We start from the raw sequence: 15,735 nt of genomic DNA on the forward strand, positions 1-15,735 counted from the left end.
TATGTCGGGGCCATTCTTCCTCGGGTGTCTTGCCCTTGCCCAGATCGTGGCAGAGGACGGCGTAACGTGCCGTCAACGGCAGGTTCAGTCGACTGGCCTGTTCCAGACACAGCCATTGGTGCACCAGGGTGTCCACTTCCGGATGGTGTTGCTCCGGTTGCGGCACGCCGTCCAGAGCCGCCAGTTCCGGTAGCAACACTTTCAGTGCGCCGCAGGCATGCAATACCTGAAAAAAGACCTGCGGGTCCCGCTCCATCAGCGCCCGGCTGGTTTCCTTCCAGACCCGTTCCGGCACCAGGTAATCCAGCTCGCCGCTGTCAGCCAGTTGTCGCATCAAGGCCAGGGTGTCATCGGCCACCCGGAATCCCAGCCAGTGGTAGCGCGCGGCAAACCGGGCCACCCGCAATACACGCAAGGGATCTTCGGCAAAGGCCGGTGAGACATGGCGTAACAGGCGCGCTTTGAGATCAATGCGACCGTTGAAAGGATCAACCACCCGGCCCCCCTCTTCCCGGGCCATGGCATTGATGGTCAGATCACGACGCACCAGATCATCCTCGAGACTGACGTCCGGTGCCGCGTGAAAGGTGAAACCGCCATAACCGTGGCCGGACTTGCGCTCGGTCCGTGCCAGGGCGTATTCCTCCTGGGTTTTCGGATGCAGAAAGACGGGGAAGTCCTGGCCCACCGGGCGGAACCCCCTGGCCTGCATGTCGTCGGGAGTCGCGCCGACGACAACCCAGTCTCTTTCGGTTACCGGGAGTCCCAGTAATGCATCCCGCACGGCGCCACCCACCAGATAAATTTTCATCTTGTGCGCTCTCGTTATCTTGGACAGAATGGTCGCATGCTTTCTATCGTACTGAAACTACACATGCTGGTCGCAGACCGCTGTGCACGCAAATGGCGTGCGCAGGGATCGCGGCTGTGTGACTGATAGTTTCAGTTTTGCAAAAGGCCGCAGTGTCCCTGACCTGCGGCCTTTTTTTGTGTTTTTGGAAAGGTGGCAGGTCGTTAATCAGTTGCAAGTTGAAAGTTCAAAGTTGAAAAGCTCGTGAAAGCCAGCTGCCAATCATTGATCGCGACCACCGCGCCGCAAAGGGAAAGAGTGTGAAACATGGTTTTCTCGCTTTGCGGCGCGGCTGAGGAGGTTTTTGATTGGCACCAGTACCCACCGCGCCTTTCAACTTTGAACTTTCAACTTGCTCCTCAACCAAGGAGAACGACATGCCAACCCTGGTAGCATATTTGATCGTGGTGGCGGTGTGGGCGACTACGCCGCTGGGGATTAAATGGAGTGGTGACGCCATGGCGCCGCTGGCGGCGGCCGGGGTGCGTATGGCGATTGCTGCGCTGCTGGGGATGTTGTGGTTGAGCTGGAAACGTCAGACATTGCCCCTGCATGGCCGGGCCCTGCTGAGTTATACCGTTGCCTTGCCGGGCATATTCGGAGCCATGGCATGCAGTTACATGGCGGCGACCTCTTTGCCCTCCGGGCTGATTTCCGTGATTTTTGGCCTGGCACCATTGATTTCCGGTCTGATGATGCAGAGCCTGCCGGGCAGCGTTCGCCTGAACGGCTGGCACTGGAGCGCTTGTCTGCTCGGCCTGTTGGGGCTGGCACTGGTGTTTGATGAGAGCCTGGCCGGGCTGTTGGGAGGGGCAGCGCTGGGTGAGCGGGGCAGTGGACTCGTGTGGATGTTGTCCGCGGTAACCCTGTTTGCCGGTAGCGGTATTGCCGTCCAGCGGGTCGCCGCCGGTTTGCAGCCCATGCAGCAAACCGTGGGTGGGCTAATTCTGTCATTGCCCTGCTATGGGGTTGCCATGTTGATTGCCGGTCAGACCTTTGCGTATAGCGGTGATCTGCGCGGGCTTTCCGCGATTATTTATCTGGCCGTGTTCGGGTCCCTGCTGGGCTTCTACTGCTATTTCCAGATTCTGTCGCGGCTGCCTGCTGCCACGGTGGCCCTGGTGACCCTGATTACGCCGGTGTTGGCGCTGACGCTGGGTAATCTGCTCAATGGTGAAAAGCTGGGGAGCATGGTCCTGATCGGCGCGGGGGTGATTGTGCTGGCGTTATCCCTGTTTGTGCTGGGGGATCATCAGGTGCGGCGACAGATAAAGCAGTTTCAAGTGGAAAGTTGAAAGTGGCATCGCGGCTCGAACGATTTTGGATGTTTTGAGTAAGCGGCACTTTCAGGGTGCACTGAGCGCAAGCGAACGGCACCGCTGCGGCCCTGGGTTGGTGCAGTTCGCTTGGGCTCAGTGCACCCTGCACATTCTGGTTGTTACGGGATTTCCTGATGGCCGCGACCTTTGCCGTTCCCTCTCGCGGCACAGGCTATGGGTTACGAAGAAACGGCAGGAGCCGGTTCCGGCGGCATGCTGTGATGGCTGACTACGGTGCCGTTCTCCACGCTTTCCAGGTGCACGTCGAATTTCCACAGGCGATGCAGGTGGCGGAGGACTTCCCGGGCGCTGTCATCATCCAGGGGACGTCCACTGCTGCGTTGATGACGCAGAGTCAGGGCCCGGTCACCATGGACGTTGGCGCGGACGATCTGGATGTTGGGTTCCTGAATGCTCAGGTTGTACTGCTCGGCCAGGGCGTCGCGGACCTTGCGGTAGCCCTGTTCATTATGAATGGCGGCCACCTCTACGTAGTCGTTGCGGTCGTCATCGTCGATCTGGAAGAACTTGAAGTAGCGGATCAGTCGCGGTGACAGGAACTGCTGAATGAAGCTTTCGTCCTTGAAACTCTCCATGGCAAATTTCACGGTTTCCACCCAGTCGGAGCCGGCAATCTCCGGGAACCATTCCCGGTCCTCGTCATCCGGGTTTTCGCAGATGCGACGGATATCCTGGAACATGTTGAAGCCCAGCGCATAGGGGTTCATACCGCCGTAGAAAGGCGCGGTGAAGGGCGGCTGATAGATCACCTGGCTGTGATTCTGCAGAAACTCCAGCATGAAACCATCGGTGACCAGACCCTTGTCGTAGAGATCATTGAGCAGGGTGTAGTGCCACAGGCAGGCCCAGCCCTCGTTCATGACCTTGGTCTGGCGTTGGGGATAGAAATACTGGGCCATCTTGCGCACGATGCGGATGATCTCCCGCTGCCAGGGTTTTAGCAGTGGGGCATTTTTTTCCAGAAAATAGAGCAGGTTTTCCTGGGGTTCGGCGGGGAAGGTGTCGTTTTCCTCGCGCAGTTGGGTCGCCGGCTGTAATTGCGGGAAAGTGCGCCACAACTCTGAAACCTGCTTCTGCAGTGACTCTTCCCGTTCTCTCTGGCGACGCTTTTCTTCCACGGCAGAAATCGGTGAGGGGCGCTTGTAGCGATCTACCCCGTAATTCATCAGCGCATGGCAGGAATCCAGGGTTTCCTCCACGGCAGTGACGCCGTGGCGCATTTCGCAATCGGCGATATAGTTTCGTGCGAATACCAGGTAATCAATGATGGACGAGGCATCAGTCCAGGTCTTGAACAGGTAATTGTTCTTGAAAAAAGAGTTGTGTCCGTAGCTGGCATGAGCAATCACCAGGGCCTGCATGGCGATACTGTTTTCTTCCATCAGGTAAGCAATGCAGGGGTCGGAGTTGATGACGATCTCATAGGCCAGCCCCATCTGCCCTCGCCGATAGCGGCCTTCCACCTCCACGAATTGCTTGCCGAAGGACCAGTGGTTGTAACCCACCGGCATGCCCACCGAGGAGTAGGCGTCCATCATCTGCTCGGAGGAAATGACCTCGATCTGATTGGGGTAAGTATCCAGGCCATATTTATTGTGGGCGATGTCGGCGATAGCCTCGTCATAGCGTGCCAGCAGTTCGAAATCCCAGTCGGACCCTTCGGAGAGATAGCGGCTCATGCATCCTCCATGCGTTTCTTGAAAAGATGCCGGAAGACCGGGTAGATCTCACCGGGCTCATCAATCTGTGCCATGGAGAAGGCGGCGGGGTGCTTTGCCATGATGCTCTGGTAATGATCCCAGAGGGCCTGGTGAGCCCGTGGCATCACTTCCACGTAGGAGAAGTACTGCAGTTTGGGGAGCAGTTCTTCCTCAATCAGTTTGGCGCAGGCGGGGGAGTCGTCGTTCCAGTTGTCGCCGTCGGAGGCCTGGGCCGCATAGATATTCCATTCCGTCACCGGGTAACGGTCATTGATGATATCGCGGGTGAGTTTCAGGGCGCTGGAGACAATGGTGCCGCCGGTCTCCCGGGAATAGAAAAACTCCTCTTCATCCACTTCCTTGGCGCTGGTGTGGTGGCGGATAAACACCACCTCAATCTTTTCGTAATTGCGTTGCAGAAACAGATACAGCAGCAGGAAGAAGCGTTTGGCCAGATCTTTCATGTCCTGATTCATGGAACCGGACACATCCATGATGCAGAACATGACGGCGCGACTCACCGGCACCGGCACTTTGACATGATGGTTGAAGCGAAGGTCCACGGTATCCAGAAACGGGATGCGTTCCACCCGCCGCTCCAGTTTGGCAATCTGCTCGTCCAGTTCCTGCAGACGTGCCTGGCGTTGTGGTGACTGGTCCTGTTGCAAAAGCGCCTCGCGCTCTGCTTTCAGGTCCCGGATACGGCGGCGCGTGGCGGCGGTGAGCGCTCGGCGTCGCATGGATGCCTGGCGCATGGAGCGGACAATATTGATCTTGGCGGGCATGCCCTGGCTGACAATGCCACCATGTTTGGTCTGGAAGGTCTGGGCGCCTTCCATATGGCGTTTTACCAGATTGGGCAGCTCCAGATCTTCAAACAGGAAGTTGAGAAACTCCTGTTTGTCGATTTCAAAGGCGAAGGCGTCCTCGCCGTCCCCCTGATTGCTGGCCTGGCCATCGCCGGCGCCCTGGCCGCCTCCGCCTTCCGGGCGAGCAATCCGGTCACCCTGATGAAATTCCTTGTTGCCGGGATGAACAATGCTGCGCTGGCCGCCAGGGCCATGGTGGAAGATGGGCTCGGACAGGTCCTTGCGAGGGATGCTGATGCGCTCGCCCTGTTCCATGTCCTTGATGGAACGACGGTTGACGGCATCGTTGACCGCTTCACGGATATGCTTGCGATAACGACGCAAAAAGCGCTGGCGATTGACGGTGCTCTTGCGCTTGTCGTTCAGGCGGCGATCAATGATGTAGCTCATTCGCTTCTCCCGACTTCACCGACGGCATTGTAGGAGCGCCGCTTGAGGCGCGAATTGGCACAGCTGGGTTGCGCCTCAAGCGGCGCTCCTACAGCGTTCTACTGCGCCTTGCGTACCCGTAGATACCATTCCGACAGCAGGCGTACCTGCTTTTCCGTGTAGCCGCGGGAGACCATGCGTTGCACGAAATTGTTGTGCTTGCGCTGGTCGTCTTCGCTGCCCTTGGCATTGAAGGAAATCACCGGCAGCAGGTCTTCCGTGTTGGAGAACATTTTCTTCTCGATCACGTCGCGGAGCTTTTGGTAGCTGAGCCAGCTCGGGTTCTTGCCGTGATTGTTGGCGCGGGCGCGGAGTACGAAGTTGACCACCTCGTTGCGGAAGTCCTTGGGGTTGGAAATGCCCGCCGGTTTTTCGATCTTTTCCAGGTCTTCGTTGAGAGCCTGGCGATCGAAAATTTCTCCCGTGTCCGGGTCGCGGAATTCCTGGTCCTGAATCCAGAAATCGGCATAGGTCACGTAGCGGTCGAAGATGTTCTGGCCATATTCGGAGTAGGATTCCAGGTAAGCGGTCTGGATTTCCTTGCCGATAAATTCCACGTAACGGGGTACCAGGTATTCCTTGATGAATCTCCGGTATTGCTCCTGGCGGTCCTGGGGGAATTGCTCCTGATCGATGCGTTGTTCCAGTACATGAATCAGGTGTACCGGGTTGGCGGCCACCTCGGAGTGATCGTAGTTGAATACCTTGGACAGAATCTTGAACGCGAAGCGGGTGGATAGGCCGTTCATGCCTTCATCCACACCGGCCATGTCGTGGTATTCCTGAATCGACTTGGCGTGGGGATCCACATCCTTCAGGTTCTCACCATCATAGACCCGCATCTTGGAGTAGATGCTGGAATTCTCCGGTTCCTTGAGGCGAGTCAGGGTCGAGAACTGGGCCAGCATGTGCAGGGTATCCGGTGCGCAATGGGCGTCGCGCAGACTGGAATTGCGCAGCAGCTTTTCGTAAATCTGCATTTCTTCGGTGACACGCAGGCAGTAAGGCACCTTGACGATATAGACCCGGTCGATAAAGGCCTCGTTGTTCTTGTTGTTTTTGAAGGTATGCCACTCTGCTTCATTGGAGTGGGCCAGAACGATCCCGTCGAAGGGAATCGCGCCCATGTGTTCCGTGCCGTTGTAATTGCCTTCCTGGGTTGCTGTCAGCAATGGATGCAGCACCTTGATCGGTGCCTTGAACATCTCCACGAATTCCAGAATACCCTGATTGGCCCGGCACAGCCCGCCGGAGAAGGAGTAGGCATCCGGATCATCCTGGGAGAAGTCTTCCAGCTTGCGGATGTCCACCTTGCCCACCAGGGCCGAAATATCCTGGTTGTTCTCGTCGCCCGGCTCGGTCTTGGCCACGCCCACCTGATCCAGAATCGAAGGATAGCGTTTGACCACCCGGAACTGGCTGATATCGCCGCCGAATTCATGTAACCGTTTTACCGCCCAGGGAGACATGATGGTGCGGATATAGCGGCGTGGGATGCCGTATTCCTCTTCCAGGATGGGAGCATCTTCCTCCGGATCAAACAGGGACAGGGGAGAGTCGTTCACCGGGGAGCCCTTGATGGCGTAGAAGGGCACTTTCTGCATCAGCGCCTTGAGCTTTTCCGCCAGGGAAGATTTGCCGCCCCCCACCGGGCCCAGCAGATACAGAATCTGTTTCTTTTCTTCCAGCCCCTGGGCCGCATGGCGGAAGTAGCTGACGATATTCTCGATGACCTCTTCCAGGCCGTAGAACTCGTCGAAGGCAGGGTAACGACGTATGACCTTGTTGGAGAAGATGCGTGACAGGCGGGGGTCCTTGGCAGTGTCGACCATCTCCGGCTCGCCGATGGCCATGAGCATGCGTTCGGGGGCGGTGGCGTAGGCGCTGGGATCGCGCTTGCACAGCTCCAGGTATTCTTCCAGCGACATCTCTTCCTGCTGGGTGCTCTCAAACCGGGCCTGGTAGTGGCTGATAATGCTCATGCCTGCTTCCTCCTGGCGGAACCAACAATGGTCACAACAAAACTACATGGGGTACGTGTCCTTGGTAGATGCCTTGATCACTTTTCTCATTAATAAAAAAAGTCGTGTAAATAAAAAATGAAAATGGGGATTCGTGTGCGCAGGGCTGACCGTGCAGTCACGTCTTTAGCATGTAGCCAAACGGCCGAGGAAGTCAAAGCGGAAGGAAATTTTTTTTTGCAGAAAAAGGACGAAGTGTGGCGAATGTCTGACAGGCCGGGAGGCGGTCGGTCACAAGGGGGAAACGGAAGGACGGAATGCAGCCGGCAGGGCCTTGCCTGCCGGTGCCGGGGATCAGCAGTGACAGGCGAAGCGGGTCAGGTCGTCCAGGCGCAAGGCGGTGAGGCTGCCACCCCAGACACAGCCGGTATCCAGGGCGTCGACGCCGGCCACGTGGGTATTGCCTTCCAGTGCCGCCCAGTGGCCAAACAGGATACGGGTATCCGTCACCTGACGATCCGGGTGCTGGAACCAGGGCATAAAGCCCGCTGGGGGGGCATCGGCTTCCCCCTTGGTGGCCAGATCCAGTTCGCCGGCCAGGTTCACAAAACGCATGCGGGTAAAGTGATTGGTGATGACGCGCCAGCGCTCCGGGCCTTGCAGCGCGTCGTCCCAGCCGGCCGGCTGGTTGCCGTACATGTGGGCAAAATATTCGCCTACCTGTGGCCCACGCAGTACCTGCTCCACTTCCCGGGCCCGCTCCCGGGCTTGCGACAGTGTCCACAGTGGCGGAATGCCAGCATGGGTCATCACTGCCTGGTGTTCCGGGATATCAATCAGTAACGGACAATCCTGCAGCCAGCCCAGCAGGGCGTTGCGGTCAGGGGCCTCGAGGATATCCGTGAGAGTGTCCTTGCGACGGCTGTCGGTGCTCCCCTGGGCCACGGCCAGCAGATGGAGGTCGTGATTGCCCAATACCGTATGCACATTATCGCGTAGCGCGTAAACACGGCGCAGGGTCCCCAGGGAGTCCGGGCCCCGATTGACCAGATCGCCGGCCAGGAACAGCCGGTCACGATCGGCATTAAACCCGATCCGCTCCAGCAGGCAGTCGAACGGCGCCAGGCAGCCCTGCAGATCGCCGATGGCGTAATCGCTCAAGAGTTGCCTCCGCCTTGCATGCCGGGATTAATGCAGTGCATGGGGCACCGCCAGGGTGAACATGGGGATTTCTGCATCGAAGTGAGTGCCATCTTCTCCAATCATCTGGTAACTGCCGCGCATGCTGCCAACCTCGGTTTCCAGGATGGCGCCGCTGGTATAGGAAAATGTCTGGCCCGGCGCGATATGGGGCTGTTCGCCGATAACGCCTTCGCCGTGGACTTCCTGGACACGGTCCTCGCCGTCGGTGATCACCCAGTGGCGGGTGAGCAGGCGGGCACTGACGGTGCCTTCATTGCGAATGGTGATGTGATAGGCAAACACCCAGCGCTGGCTGTCCGGATCGCTCTGATCGGCAAGGAATTCGGTTTCCACCGAGACCTGAATATTGTGGCGCGGGCTCATGATTGCTCCGTTGATGTGATTCTCGCTGAAGGGTGATGCCACCCGATGCCGGTTACCCGGCGGACGCTGACGTGACAGAGTGGCCCGTTAGGCGTTGCCTGCCCCGGGGCAGGTGAGATTGGCCAGGGTCACATAGTCCGCCACGGTGAGCTGGTCCGGGCGCAGACCGGCGTCGATGCCTGCCTGTTCGAACTGCTCCAGCGTTACCTGGGATTTTAGACTATTGCGGATGGCCTTGCGTCGTTGAGTGAAGGCCTGGGCCACCAGTCGGCGCAGGTGCTCTTCATCGTTTGCCGGATGGGGCGGGCTGGCGTGGGGAATCAGGCGCACCACGGCGGAATCCACCTTGGGCGGCGGGCTGAAGGCGCCCGGTGGCACAAAGAACAGATAGTCCGCCTGACAATGGTACTGGACCATGATCGACAGGCGCCCCCAGTCCCGGGTGCCGGGGCTGGCGGTGAGCCGGTCCACCACTTCCTTCTGCAACATGAAGGTCATGTCGCTGATGGCGTCCGCCTGGCTGAGCAGGTGGAAGATCAGCGGGGTGGAAATGTTGTAGGGCAGGTTACCGATGACCCGCAGCGGCTTGTCCGCCGGTTTCAGGGTGCGGAAGTCGAAGCGCAGGGCATCGCTTTCATGGATGGTCAGGCGTTCCGGGCTGTTTTCCTGGCGCAGCAGGGCAATCAGGTCCCGGTCCAGTTCCACCACGTGCAGGTGAGGTATCTCTTCCAGCAGCGGGTAGGTAAGTGCGCCACGGCCGGGGCCAATTTCAACCAGGGTGTCGTCCTGCTGCAGCCCCAGGGTGCGCACCATGCGGTCCACCAGGTTGCGGTCATGCAGGAAGTGCTGGCCGAAACGTTTGCGGGTGCGATGTTCTGTCATGTGGCGGCAAGCTCCAGAGCGAGTCGGGTGGCGGCGATCAGGCTGCCGGCCTTGGCCGTGCCGGTGCCAGCCAGGTCGAAAGCGGTGCCATGATCCACCGAGGTGCGGATAAAGGGCAGCCCCAGGGTAATGTTGATGGCTTCGCCAAAGCCGGCGTACTTGAGGACGGGCAAACCCTGATCGTGGTACATGGCCAGCACCGCATCATGTTTTGCCAGCAGGTCCGGCTGGAAGGCGGTATCCGCCGGCAGCGGGCCGGTGAGGGCCATGCCCTGGCCGCGCAGGGCTTCCAGGGTGGGAATGATCACGTCCAGTTCCTCGCGGCCCAGGTGACCCCCTTCGCCGGCATGGGGATTGAGCCCGAGCACCAGAATACGGGGTTCATCAATGCGGTACTTGCCGATCAGGTCGTTGCGCAGAATGGTCAACGTGCGGGTCAGGCTGTCTGCGGTGATTGCCCGGGGCACCTGACTGAGTGGCAGATGGGTGGTGACCAGGGCCACGCGCAATTCGCGGGCGGTGAGCATCATGACTACCTGGTCCACCCCGGCCTGTTCGGCGAGAAACTCGGTATGGCCGGTGAAGGCCGGGTCGGCCCCTTCGCAAATCACGTTCTTGGCCACCGGGGCGGTCACCATGGCCGCGAAGGTGTTGTCCAGGCAGCCCTGGGCGGCGCGGGTCAGCAGGGCAAGCGTGCCGCTGGCGGTGGCCGGGTCCGGCTGGCCGGCAGTGACCGGCGCCCCAGCCGGGGTGTGCCATACCGGCAGGGTGCCGGGCGCCAATGGTTGCCCGGGTTGCCAGTCGGAGAGGGTGACCGTCAGGCTGAGCCGGGAGGCTCGGTCTTTCAGGACGTCACGGTCACCGATGGCAACCAGCGGGGCATCCGGGAAGGAAGCCGGCAGGGTCAGCACCAGGTCGGGGCCGATGCCTGCCGGGTCTCCGCAGGTGATGGCGATGGGACGCTCTGGCGTCAGACGTCCGGCGTCAGACGCCAGACTCATAAGCGGATATCCACGTAGGACTCGCTGCGCTGCTCCTGCAGCCAGGTTTCCAGCTCTTCTTCGAAGCGTCGTTTCTGCAGGGCCTGGGTGGCCTGCATACGGCGGAATTCCTCGCTCATGTCCGCATCGCGGGTAGCGTCCACGCGCAGGAAGTGCCAGCCGAACTGGCTTTCAAAGACCGGCGACAGTTCCCCCATCGGGGTATTGAGCATCATGTCCTCGAATTCCGGCACCATCTCGCCCCGGGTGATCCAGCCCAGTTCGCCGCCGTTGCGGGCGCTGCCCGGATCATCGGAATGTTCTGCGGCCACCGTGGCAAAGTCCTGCTTGCCCTCGGCAATGCTGTCATGCAGGCGAATGGCCTTGTCGCGGGCCTCCTCGGCACTGATCAGGGCGTCGGGTTTGATCAGAATGTGGCGGACCTGATACTGGGTGACCACTTTCTCGACACCGCCCTTGCGGTCCATCAGCTTGAGAATGTGGAAGCCGGCGCCGGAGCGCAGGGGCGGGGAAATCTCGCCCTTGTCCATGTCGATGGCAGTTTCCGCAAACAGGCTGGGCCACTGGGCCGCCGGGCGCCAGCCCAGGTCGCCCCCTTCCAGCGCCTTGGGGCCATCGGATTCGGCGGTGGCCAGCTGCTGGAAATCGCTACCCTTGTTCAGCCGTTCCACAATGCCTTCGGCTTTCTGGCGGGCGGCCTGCACCACCTCCGGGCTGGCACCGGCAGGGACGCGCACCAGGATGTGCCCCAGACGAAAATCGGCTTCGAACATTTGCTTGCCCATTTCCGAGCTCAGGAAACGGTCCACTTCCCGGTCGGTAATGCGGATGCGCGACGCCACGCTGCGCTGTTGCAGACGGGAAATCAGCATGTCCTCACGGATCTGTTCACGGAACTGGGCCCAGTTGTAGCCATCCTGGCGCAGGGCGCCGGCGAAATCTTCCAGGGTCATGCCGTTCTGGCGGGCAATGCCGGCCAGGGCCTGGTTGAGGGTGGCGTCATCCACCTTGATACCGGCCCGGTCGGCGAGCTGGAGTTGCAGGCGCTCCAGGATCATGCGGTCGAGGACCTGCTCGCGCATCACCGCCGGGGGCGGCAGTGGCTGGCCCTTTTCCTGGAACTGCAGGGCAATGGTGTTGATGCGTTCATCCAGCTCGCTGGCCATGATGGCGCCGTCGTTGACCACGGCCACAATGCGATCGAGCATCTGCACCTTGGCATGGGACCAGACCGGCACCATCAGCGCGACCATGGTCAGCAGGCCAAGCAGAGTGTGTCTGGCGTGCAGGGTTGTCTTAATCATACTGTCTCCTGTATCCCGGAATACTGCGCTCCAGCAGGGCATCCACCTGGCCGCCGAAGCCACCCAGGCCGACCATCTGGATCTGTAACCAGATGGTGCTGTCCGCCTCCAGATCGCCGTCGCCGTCATCGTCCACCAGCTCCCGCTGACTCAGCAGGCGCAGTTTCCAGCAGCAATTGCGGTATTCGGCCCCGGCGATGGTTTCCAGAGTGCGCTTGTTTTCCAGGTCGTACATCCAGCGGCCCACCATGCGCCAGTGGCGATGTATTGGCAGGATGCCGCTGATTTCCGATTCGCGGATGTCGTCTTCGGGGCGGTCGTGATAACCCAGATTGACCACCCGGCGTTCCCGGTCGTTGTAACCGATCTGGAAGCTGGAGCGTTCCCGCTCGTTTTCTTCCAGATCCCATTGGGCTTCAGTGTAGAGGTACCAGTCACGGGCAAAGTTCCATCGGGCGTCGCCCACCAGTGGTGTCTGGTCATCGGTGGGGTCTTCCACGGTCTGTTCGGTGGTTACCTTGCGATCTTCGAAGTAGAACCCCTGGGCCACCCGCAGCCGCAGCTGTTCGCGGCCGGTGGCATCATGGAGGAAACGGCTGGTCAGGCCCAGCGCCAGTTTTTCCTCATCGCCGATGCGGTCATAGCCGATAAAGCGGTTTTCCCGGAACAGGGAGTTGTAGGAAAAGGTGAGCTCGCGGCTGTCAAAGTTGGGCAGGAAGTCCTGATTCTTGTAGGCCACCTTGTTGACGAACAGACGCGGTTCCAGGGTCTGGGTGTAATCCTCGCCGAGCCAGCGGCTGGGGCGCTCGAAGAACAGACCGGAGTCCAGGCTGGCGCCCCAGGTAGTGATATCCGGATTGTCCTCGGCGTTGGCGTCCACGCTGTCCAGCTCATAACGGGTGTGATACAGCCGGGCGCGGGGTTCCAGATAGCCCCAGGGCTTCTGCAGGCGCAGGTTCAGGGCCGGGGCCGCGTGGGCGCGCAGGCCGGTGGCCTTGCCGCTGTCATCGGAACCGCTGCGCTCAAAGGAGGTGATGTCCGACAGCCACAGCCCCTTGAGAGGGCCATACAGGGTTGGGTCGCCGGTGAGCTGCAGCTGGGGCAGACGACGGTAGGGCAGGTCCTGATCCTCCAGGGTCGGGTCGATGGTCTGCCAGGACTGCATGCGCCCCAGTACCTGCCAGGTGCGGCCGTAATAGCGGGCTTCCGCCAGCCGGGGCAGGTGCGTCTGGGAGCTGATCTCCAGACCGGTATCCAGATCCTTGAAGTAGAAGTCATCCGACACATAGTTGAAGTCGGTCTTCAGGTTCCAGCGGTTGATATTGCCCCGGTGGCTCCAGCGGGCCACCTGGCGGTCTTCATCATCAAACTTGCGGTCGTTGAACAGCACCCCGTAGCTGATGTCGCCTTCGCCCCAGGGCGTCAGATAGCGGAATTCGGAGTCCACCCCTTCGCCACGGCCATCAATAAAGCGGGGCCCGATGGTGGCATCCAGCTGTGGGTGGATGTTCACGTAGATCGGTTGGGTAATATCCAGGCCGCCGCTGCTGTCGCCGATGGCGATGGTGGGGAACAGCAGGCCGGTCTTGCGCCGGTCATCAATGGGGAAGGTCAGCCAGGGCAGCCAGAAGATCGGCATGCTTTTGACTTTCAGCACCACATTGTTGGCTTCGCCCCAGCCCTTTTCCCGGTCCAGGAAAATCCGCTCCCCTTCCAGTGACCAGCCATTGGAGCCCGGCGCACAGGTGGTATAGGAGCCACGGGTAATGGTGGTGGTGGTCTCATTGAGGAAGATGTAGTCGGCGCTGCCCCGGGCGGCGGTGTTGAACAGGGAATAGCGCACCCCCAGCAGGCTGCCTTCCTTGCGGCGGGTCTGGCCGCTCATGCTGGAGGCAATAAAAGTGGCCTGGTCGCTTTCCAGACGCATGCCGTTTTCCAGCTGGAACTTGCCCGTGGCCTGGTCCAGTTGGGCGCTGTCGGTGGTAATGCGGCTGCCGGGCTGTTCGATCAGCACGTCGCCATCCAGCTCGATCAGGCCATTCTGCGACATGGTGGAGTGGTCAGCGGTGACCACGGTGTCGCTGCCTTCCACAGGAATGCCCACGGCGGGGTTATAGTAGATGCCGCCACACCATTCCGGAATGCTGCGCTGTTGCACGGCGGGGAACGTGGCCATTTCTTCGCGGTCAACCCAGTTGAGGTCGTTGTCCGCGGTACTGGTGCCTGCCAGAAGCAGCAGGCCAGGGATCAGAATTCGTTGTACGGGCAGTGGCATCGGCTGCTCAGAACAGGTAAAAAGGCCGTTTTGCACCGCGCGGATAACTGGCGCGGTAAAAGCGGCAGTGTAATGGAACAAGGAAGGCAATGCAGCCTGATAAAAGTAATTCTCACGTAGATCTGCGTAAGCAGGCTCTCGATCAGTGGGTAAGCGCTCACATTGGCGCTGAGCTGGCGGGTGTGCCGGCCTCTGCGGACGCCAGCTTTCGCCGCTATTTCCGTTATCAGCACGATGGCCGCAGCCTGATCGCCATGGATGCGCCACCGGCCCAGGAAGATTGCCGCCCCTTTATTGATGTGGCCCGGCGTCTTCAGCGTGCCGGCCTGCATGTGCCGGAAATCGTTCATCAGGATCTGCAGCAGGGCTTCCTGTTGCTCACCGACATGGGCAATGAGACCTGGCTCACCGCCCTCAATGAGGGTAATGCGGATGCCTGGTACAGCGCCGCCATCGATACCCTGATTACCCAGCAATTGCATACCGATGTGGCTGGCCTGCCGGTCTACGATGAGGCCCTGCTGCAGCGGGAACTGGAGCTGTTTCCCCAGTGGTACCTGTTTCGCCATCGGGAAAAGGTGGTCACCGGCGAGCTGCGCCAGCGTCTGGACCGGGTGTTTACCGTGCTGATCGAATCGGCCCTGGCCCAGCCGCAGGTGTTCGTGCACCGGGACTACATGCCCCGCAACCTGATGGTGTCCGACCCCAACCCCGGGGTGCTGGACTTCCAGGACGCGGTGGCCGGGCCCATTAGTTATGACGTGATCAGCCTGTTCAAGGATGCCTTTATCAGCTGGCCAGAAGCGCGGGTGCTGGGCTGGCTGCGGGAGTATTTCGACAAGGCCACCGCCGCAGGCCTGCCGGTGCCGGCGGAGTTCGATACCTTCCTGCGCGATTGCGACCTGATGGGCGCCCAGCGCCACCTTAAGGTGATCGGCATCTTTGCGCGCATCTGCCACCGGGACGGCAAACCCAAATACCTGGGCGATGTGGCCCGGTTCTTTGCCTACCTGCGCACCGTCATCGCCCGCCGTCCGGAGCTGGGGGACCTGGAATGGATCCTGGATCAGCTCGAGGACAACGAGTGAAGGCGATGATCCTTGCCGCCGGCTACGGCAAGCGCATGCGGCCCCTCACCGACCACACCCCCAAGCCCCTTTTGCAGGCGGGGGGCAAGGCGCTGATCGAATACCACATCGAAAAACTGCGCGATGGGGGCATCGATTCCCTGGTGATCAACACCGGCTGGCTGGGCGACCGGCTGGCCGCCACCCTGGGCGATGGCCGGCGCTTTGGCATTCCCATCGTCTATTCCCATGAAGGTACCCCGCTGGAAACCGCCGGCGGCATTCGCCGGGCGCTGCCCTTGCTGGGGGATGCCCCCTTTGTGCTGGTCAACGGCGATATCTGGACCGACTTTGACCTGTCCCGGTTGGTGACCGAGCGGCCCGACCCGGTGCATCTGGTGCTGGTGGATAACCCGGACCACCATCCGGGTGGGGATTTTCATCTGACAGAGGGGGGGCGGGTGCGCGATAATGGCGAACACAGGCTGACC

Annotated in this window: 13 protein-coding genes; 3 read left to right on the forward strand and 10 right to left on the reverse strand. The window is 60.4% G+C overall.

Going from position 1 to position 15,735, the window contains the following annotated elements; translation table 11 throughout:
* Positions 1-811: multifunctional CCA addition/repair protein (locus A3714_RS15735; RefSeq protein WP_063527199.1), on the reverse strand; the 811-nt coding region annotated here is incomplete at its 3' end.
* 416 nt (positions 812-1,227) lie between these two features.
* Here A3714_RS15735 and A3714_RS15740 point away from each other — a divergent pair.
* Positions 1,228-2,145 (forward strand): DMT family transporter, encoded by a 918-nt coding sequence (locus A3714_RS15740; RefSeq protein WP_063508634.1) that lies wholly within the window; start codon positions 1,228-1,230, stop codon positions 2,143-2,145.
* A 203-nt stretch (positions 2,146-2,348) separates the two neighbouring features.
* On the opposite strand, the gene A3714_RS15745 is transcribed toward A3714_RS15740, so the two are convergent.
* The 9 genes from A3714_RS15745 to A3714_RS15785 form a co-directional block, all read right to left on the reverse strand.
* Positions 2,349-3,869, reverse strand: a complete 1,521-nt coding sequence (locus A3714_RS15745; RefSeq protein WP_063508635.1) for a SpoVR family protein — start codon at positions 3,867-3,869, stop codon at positions 2,349-2,351.
* Entirely contained in the window at positions 3,866-5,149 is a 1,284-nt protein-coding gene (locus tag A3714_RS15750; protein WP_063508636.1) for a YeaH/YhbH family protein, read from the reverse strand. Before A3714_RS15750 ends, A3714_RS15745 begins: the two co-directional genes overlap by 4 nt.
* Positions 5,150-5,247: 98 nt before the next feature.
* Positions 5,248-7,170, reverse strand: coding sequence for a PrkA family serine protein kinase (locus tag A3714_RS15755; RefSeq protein WP_062815884.1), 1,923 nt, complete (start codon positions 7,168-7,170; stop codon positions 5,248-5,250).
* Between the two features lie 333 nt (positions 7,171-7,503).
* A complete protein-coding gene (locus A3714_RS15760) occupies positions 7,504-8,310 on the reverse strand; it encodes a symmetrical bis(5'-nucleosyl)-tetraphosphatase (RefSeq protein ID WP_062815885.1) in 807 nt (268 codons plus the stop codon).
* 27 nt (positions 8,311-8,337) lie between these two features.
* Complete coding sequence (gene apaG / locus A3714_RS15765; RefSeq protein WP_062815886.1) at positions 8,338-8,715, reverse strand: Co2+/Mg2+ efflux protein ApaG; 378 nt, start codon at positions 8,713-8,715, stop codon at positions 8,338-8,340.
* An 87-nt stretch (positions 8,716-8,802) separates the two neighbouring features.
* Complete coding sequence (gene rsmA, locus A3714_RS15770) at positions 8,803-9,597, reverse strand: 16S rRNA (adenine(1518)-N(6)/adenine(1519)-N(6))-dimethyltransferase RsmA (protein WP_062815887.1); 795 nt, start codon at positions 9,595-9,597, stop codon at positions 8,803-8,805.
* Positions 9,594-10,598 carry a 4-hydroxythreonine-4-phosphate dehydrogenase PdxA gene (pdxA, locus tag A3714_RS15775; protein WP_063509963.1) on the reverse strand — a complete coding sequence of 335 codons (1,005 nt, stop codon included), beginning with the start codon at positions 10,596-10,598 and terminating at the stop codon, positions 9,594-9,596. Before pdxA ends, rsmA begins: the two co-directional genes overlap by 4 nt.
* On the reverse strand, positions 10,595-11,902 hold the full coding sequence (locus tag A3714_RS15780) for a peptidylprolyl isomerase (protein WP_063509964.1): 1,308 nt from the start codon (positions 11,900-11,902) through the stop codon (positions 10,595-10,597). The genes pdxA and A3714_RS15780 overlap by 4 nt, the downstream gene beginning before the upstream one ends.
* Entirely contained in the window at positions 11,895-14,177 is a 2,283-nt protein-coding gene (locus tag A3714_RS15785; RefSeq protein WP_062815890.1) for an LPS-assembly protein LptD, read from the reverse strand. Before A3714_RS15785 ends, A3714_RS15780 begins: the two co-directional genes overlap by 8 nt.
* A gap of 89 nt (positions 14,178-14,266) precedes the next feature.
* Here A3714_RS15785 and A3714_RS15790 point away from each other — a divergent pair, with 89 nt between their 5' ends.
* Together A3714_RS15790 and A3714_RS15795 are read left to right on the forward strand one after the other, a co-directional pair.
* Complete coding sequence (locus A3714_RS15790) at positions 14,267-15,265, forward strand: aminoglycoside phosphotransferase family protein (protein ID WP_063509965.1); 999 nt, start codon at positions 14,267-14,269, stop codon at positions 15,263-15,265.
* Positions 15,262-15,735: nucleotidyltransferase family protein (locus A3714_RS15795; RefSeq protein WP_063527200.1), on the forward strand; the 474-nt coding region annotated here is incomplete at its 3' end. The genes A3714_RS15790 and A3714_RS15795, both read left to right, overlap by 4 nt.

Origin of the sequence: Alcanivorax sp. HI0007, assembly GCF_001635525.1 — a bacterium.
GTDB lineage: Bacteria > Pseudomonadota > Gammaproteobacteria > Pseudomonadales > Alcanivoracaceae > Alcanivorax.

What these genes read in the sequence shown, in the direction of transcription:
- A3714_RS15740 (WP_063508634.1), top strand. Translation starts at nt 1,228, where the DNA reads ATGCCAACCCTGGTAGCATATTTGATCGTGGTGGCGGTGTGGGCGACT.
- A3714_RS15745 (WP_063508635.1), bottom strand. Translation starts at nt 3,869, where the DNA reads ATGAGCCGCTATCTCTCCGAAGGGTCCGACTGGGATTTCGAACTGCTG.
- A3714_RS15750 (WP_063508636.1), bottom strand. Translation starts at nt 5,149, where the DNA reads ATGAGCTACATCATTGATCGCCGCCTGAACGACAAGCGCAAGAGCACC.
- A3714_RS15755 (WP_062815884.1), bottom strand. Translation starts at nt 7,170, where the DNA reads ATGAGCATTATCAGCCACTACCAGGCCCGGTTTGAGAGCACCCAGCAG.
- apaG (WP_062815886.1), bottom strand. Translation starts at nt 8,715, where the DNA reads ATGAGCCCGCGCCACAATATTCAGGTCTCGGTGGAAACCGAATTCCTT.
- rsmA (WP_062815887.1), bottom strand. Translation starts at nt 9,597, where the DNA reads ATGACAGAACATCGCACCCGCAAACGTTTCGGCCAGCACTTCCTGCAT.
- pdxA (WP_063509963.1), bottom strand. Translation starts at nt 10,598, where the DNA reads ATGAGTCTGGCGTCTGACGCCGGACGTCTGACGCCAGAGCGTCCCATC.
- A3714_RS15780 (WP_063509964.1), bottom strand. Translation starts at nt 11,902, where the DNA reads ATGATTAAGACAACCCTGCACGCCAGACACACTCTGCTTGGCCTGCTG.
- A3714_RS15785 (WP_062815890.1), bottom strand. Translation starts at nt 14,177, where the DNA reads ATGCCACTGCCCGTACAACGAATTCTGATCCCTGGCCTGCTGCTTCTG.
- A3714_RS15790 (WP_063509965.1), top strand. Translation starts at nt 14,267, where the DNA reads ATGCAGCCTGATAAAAGTAATTCTCACGTAGATCTGCGTAAGCAGGCT.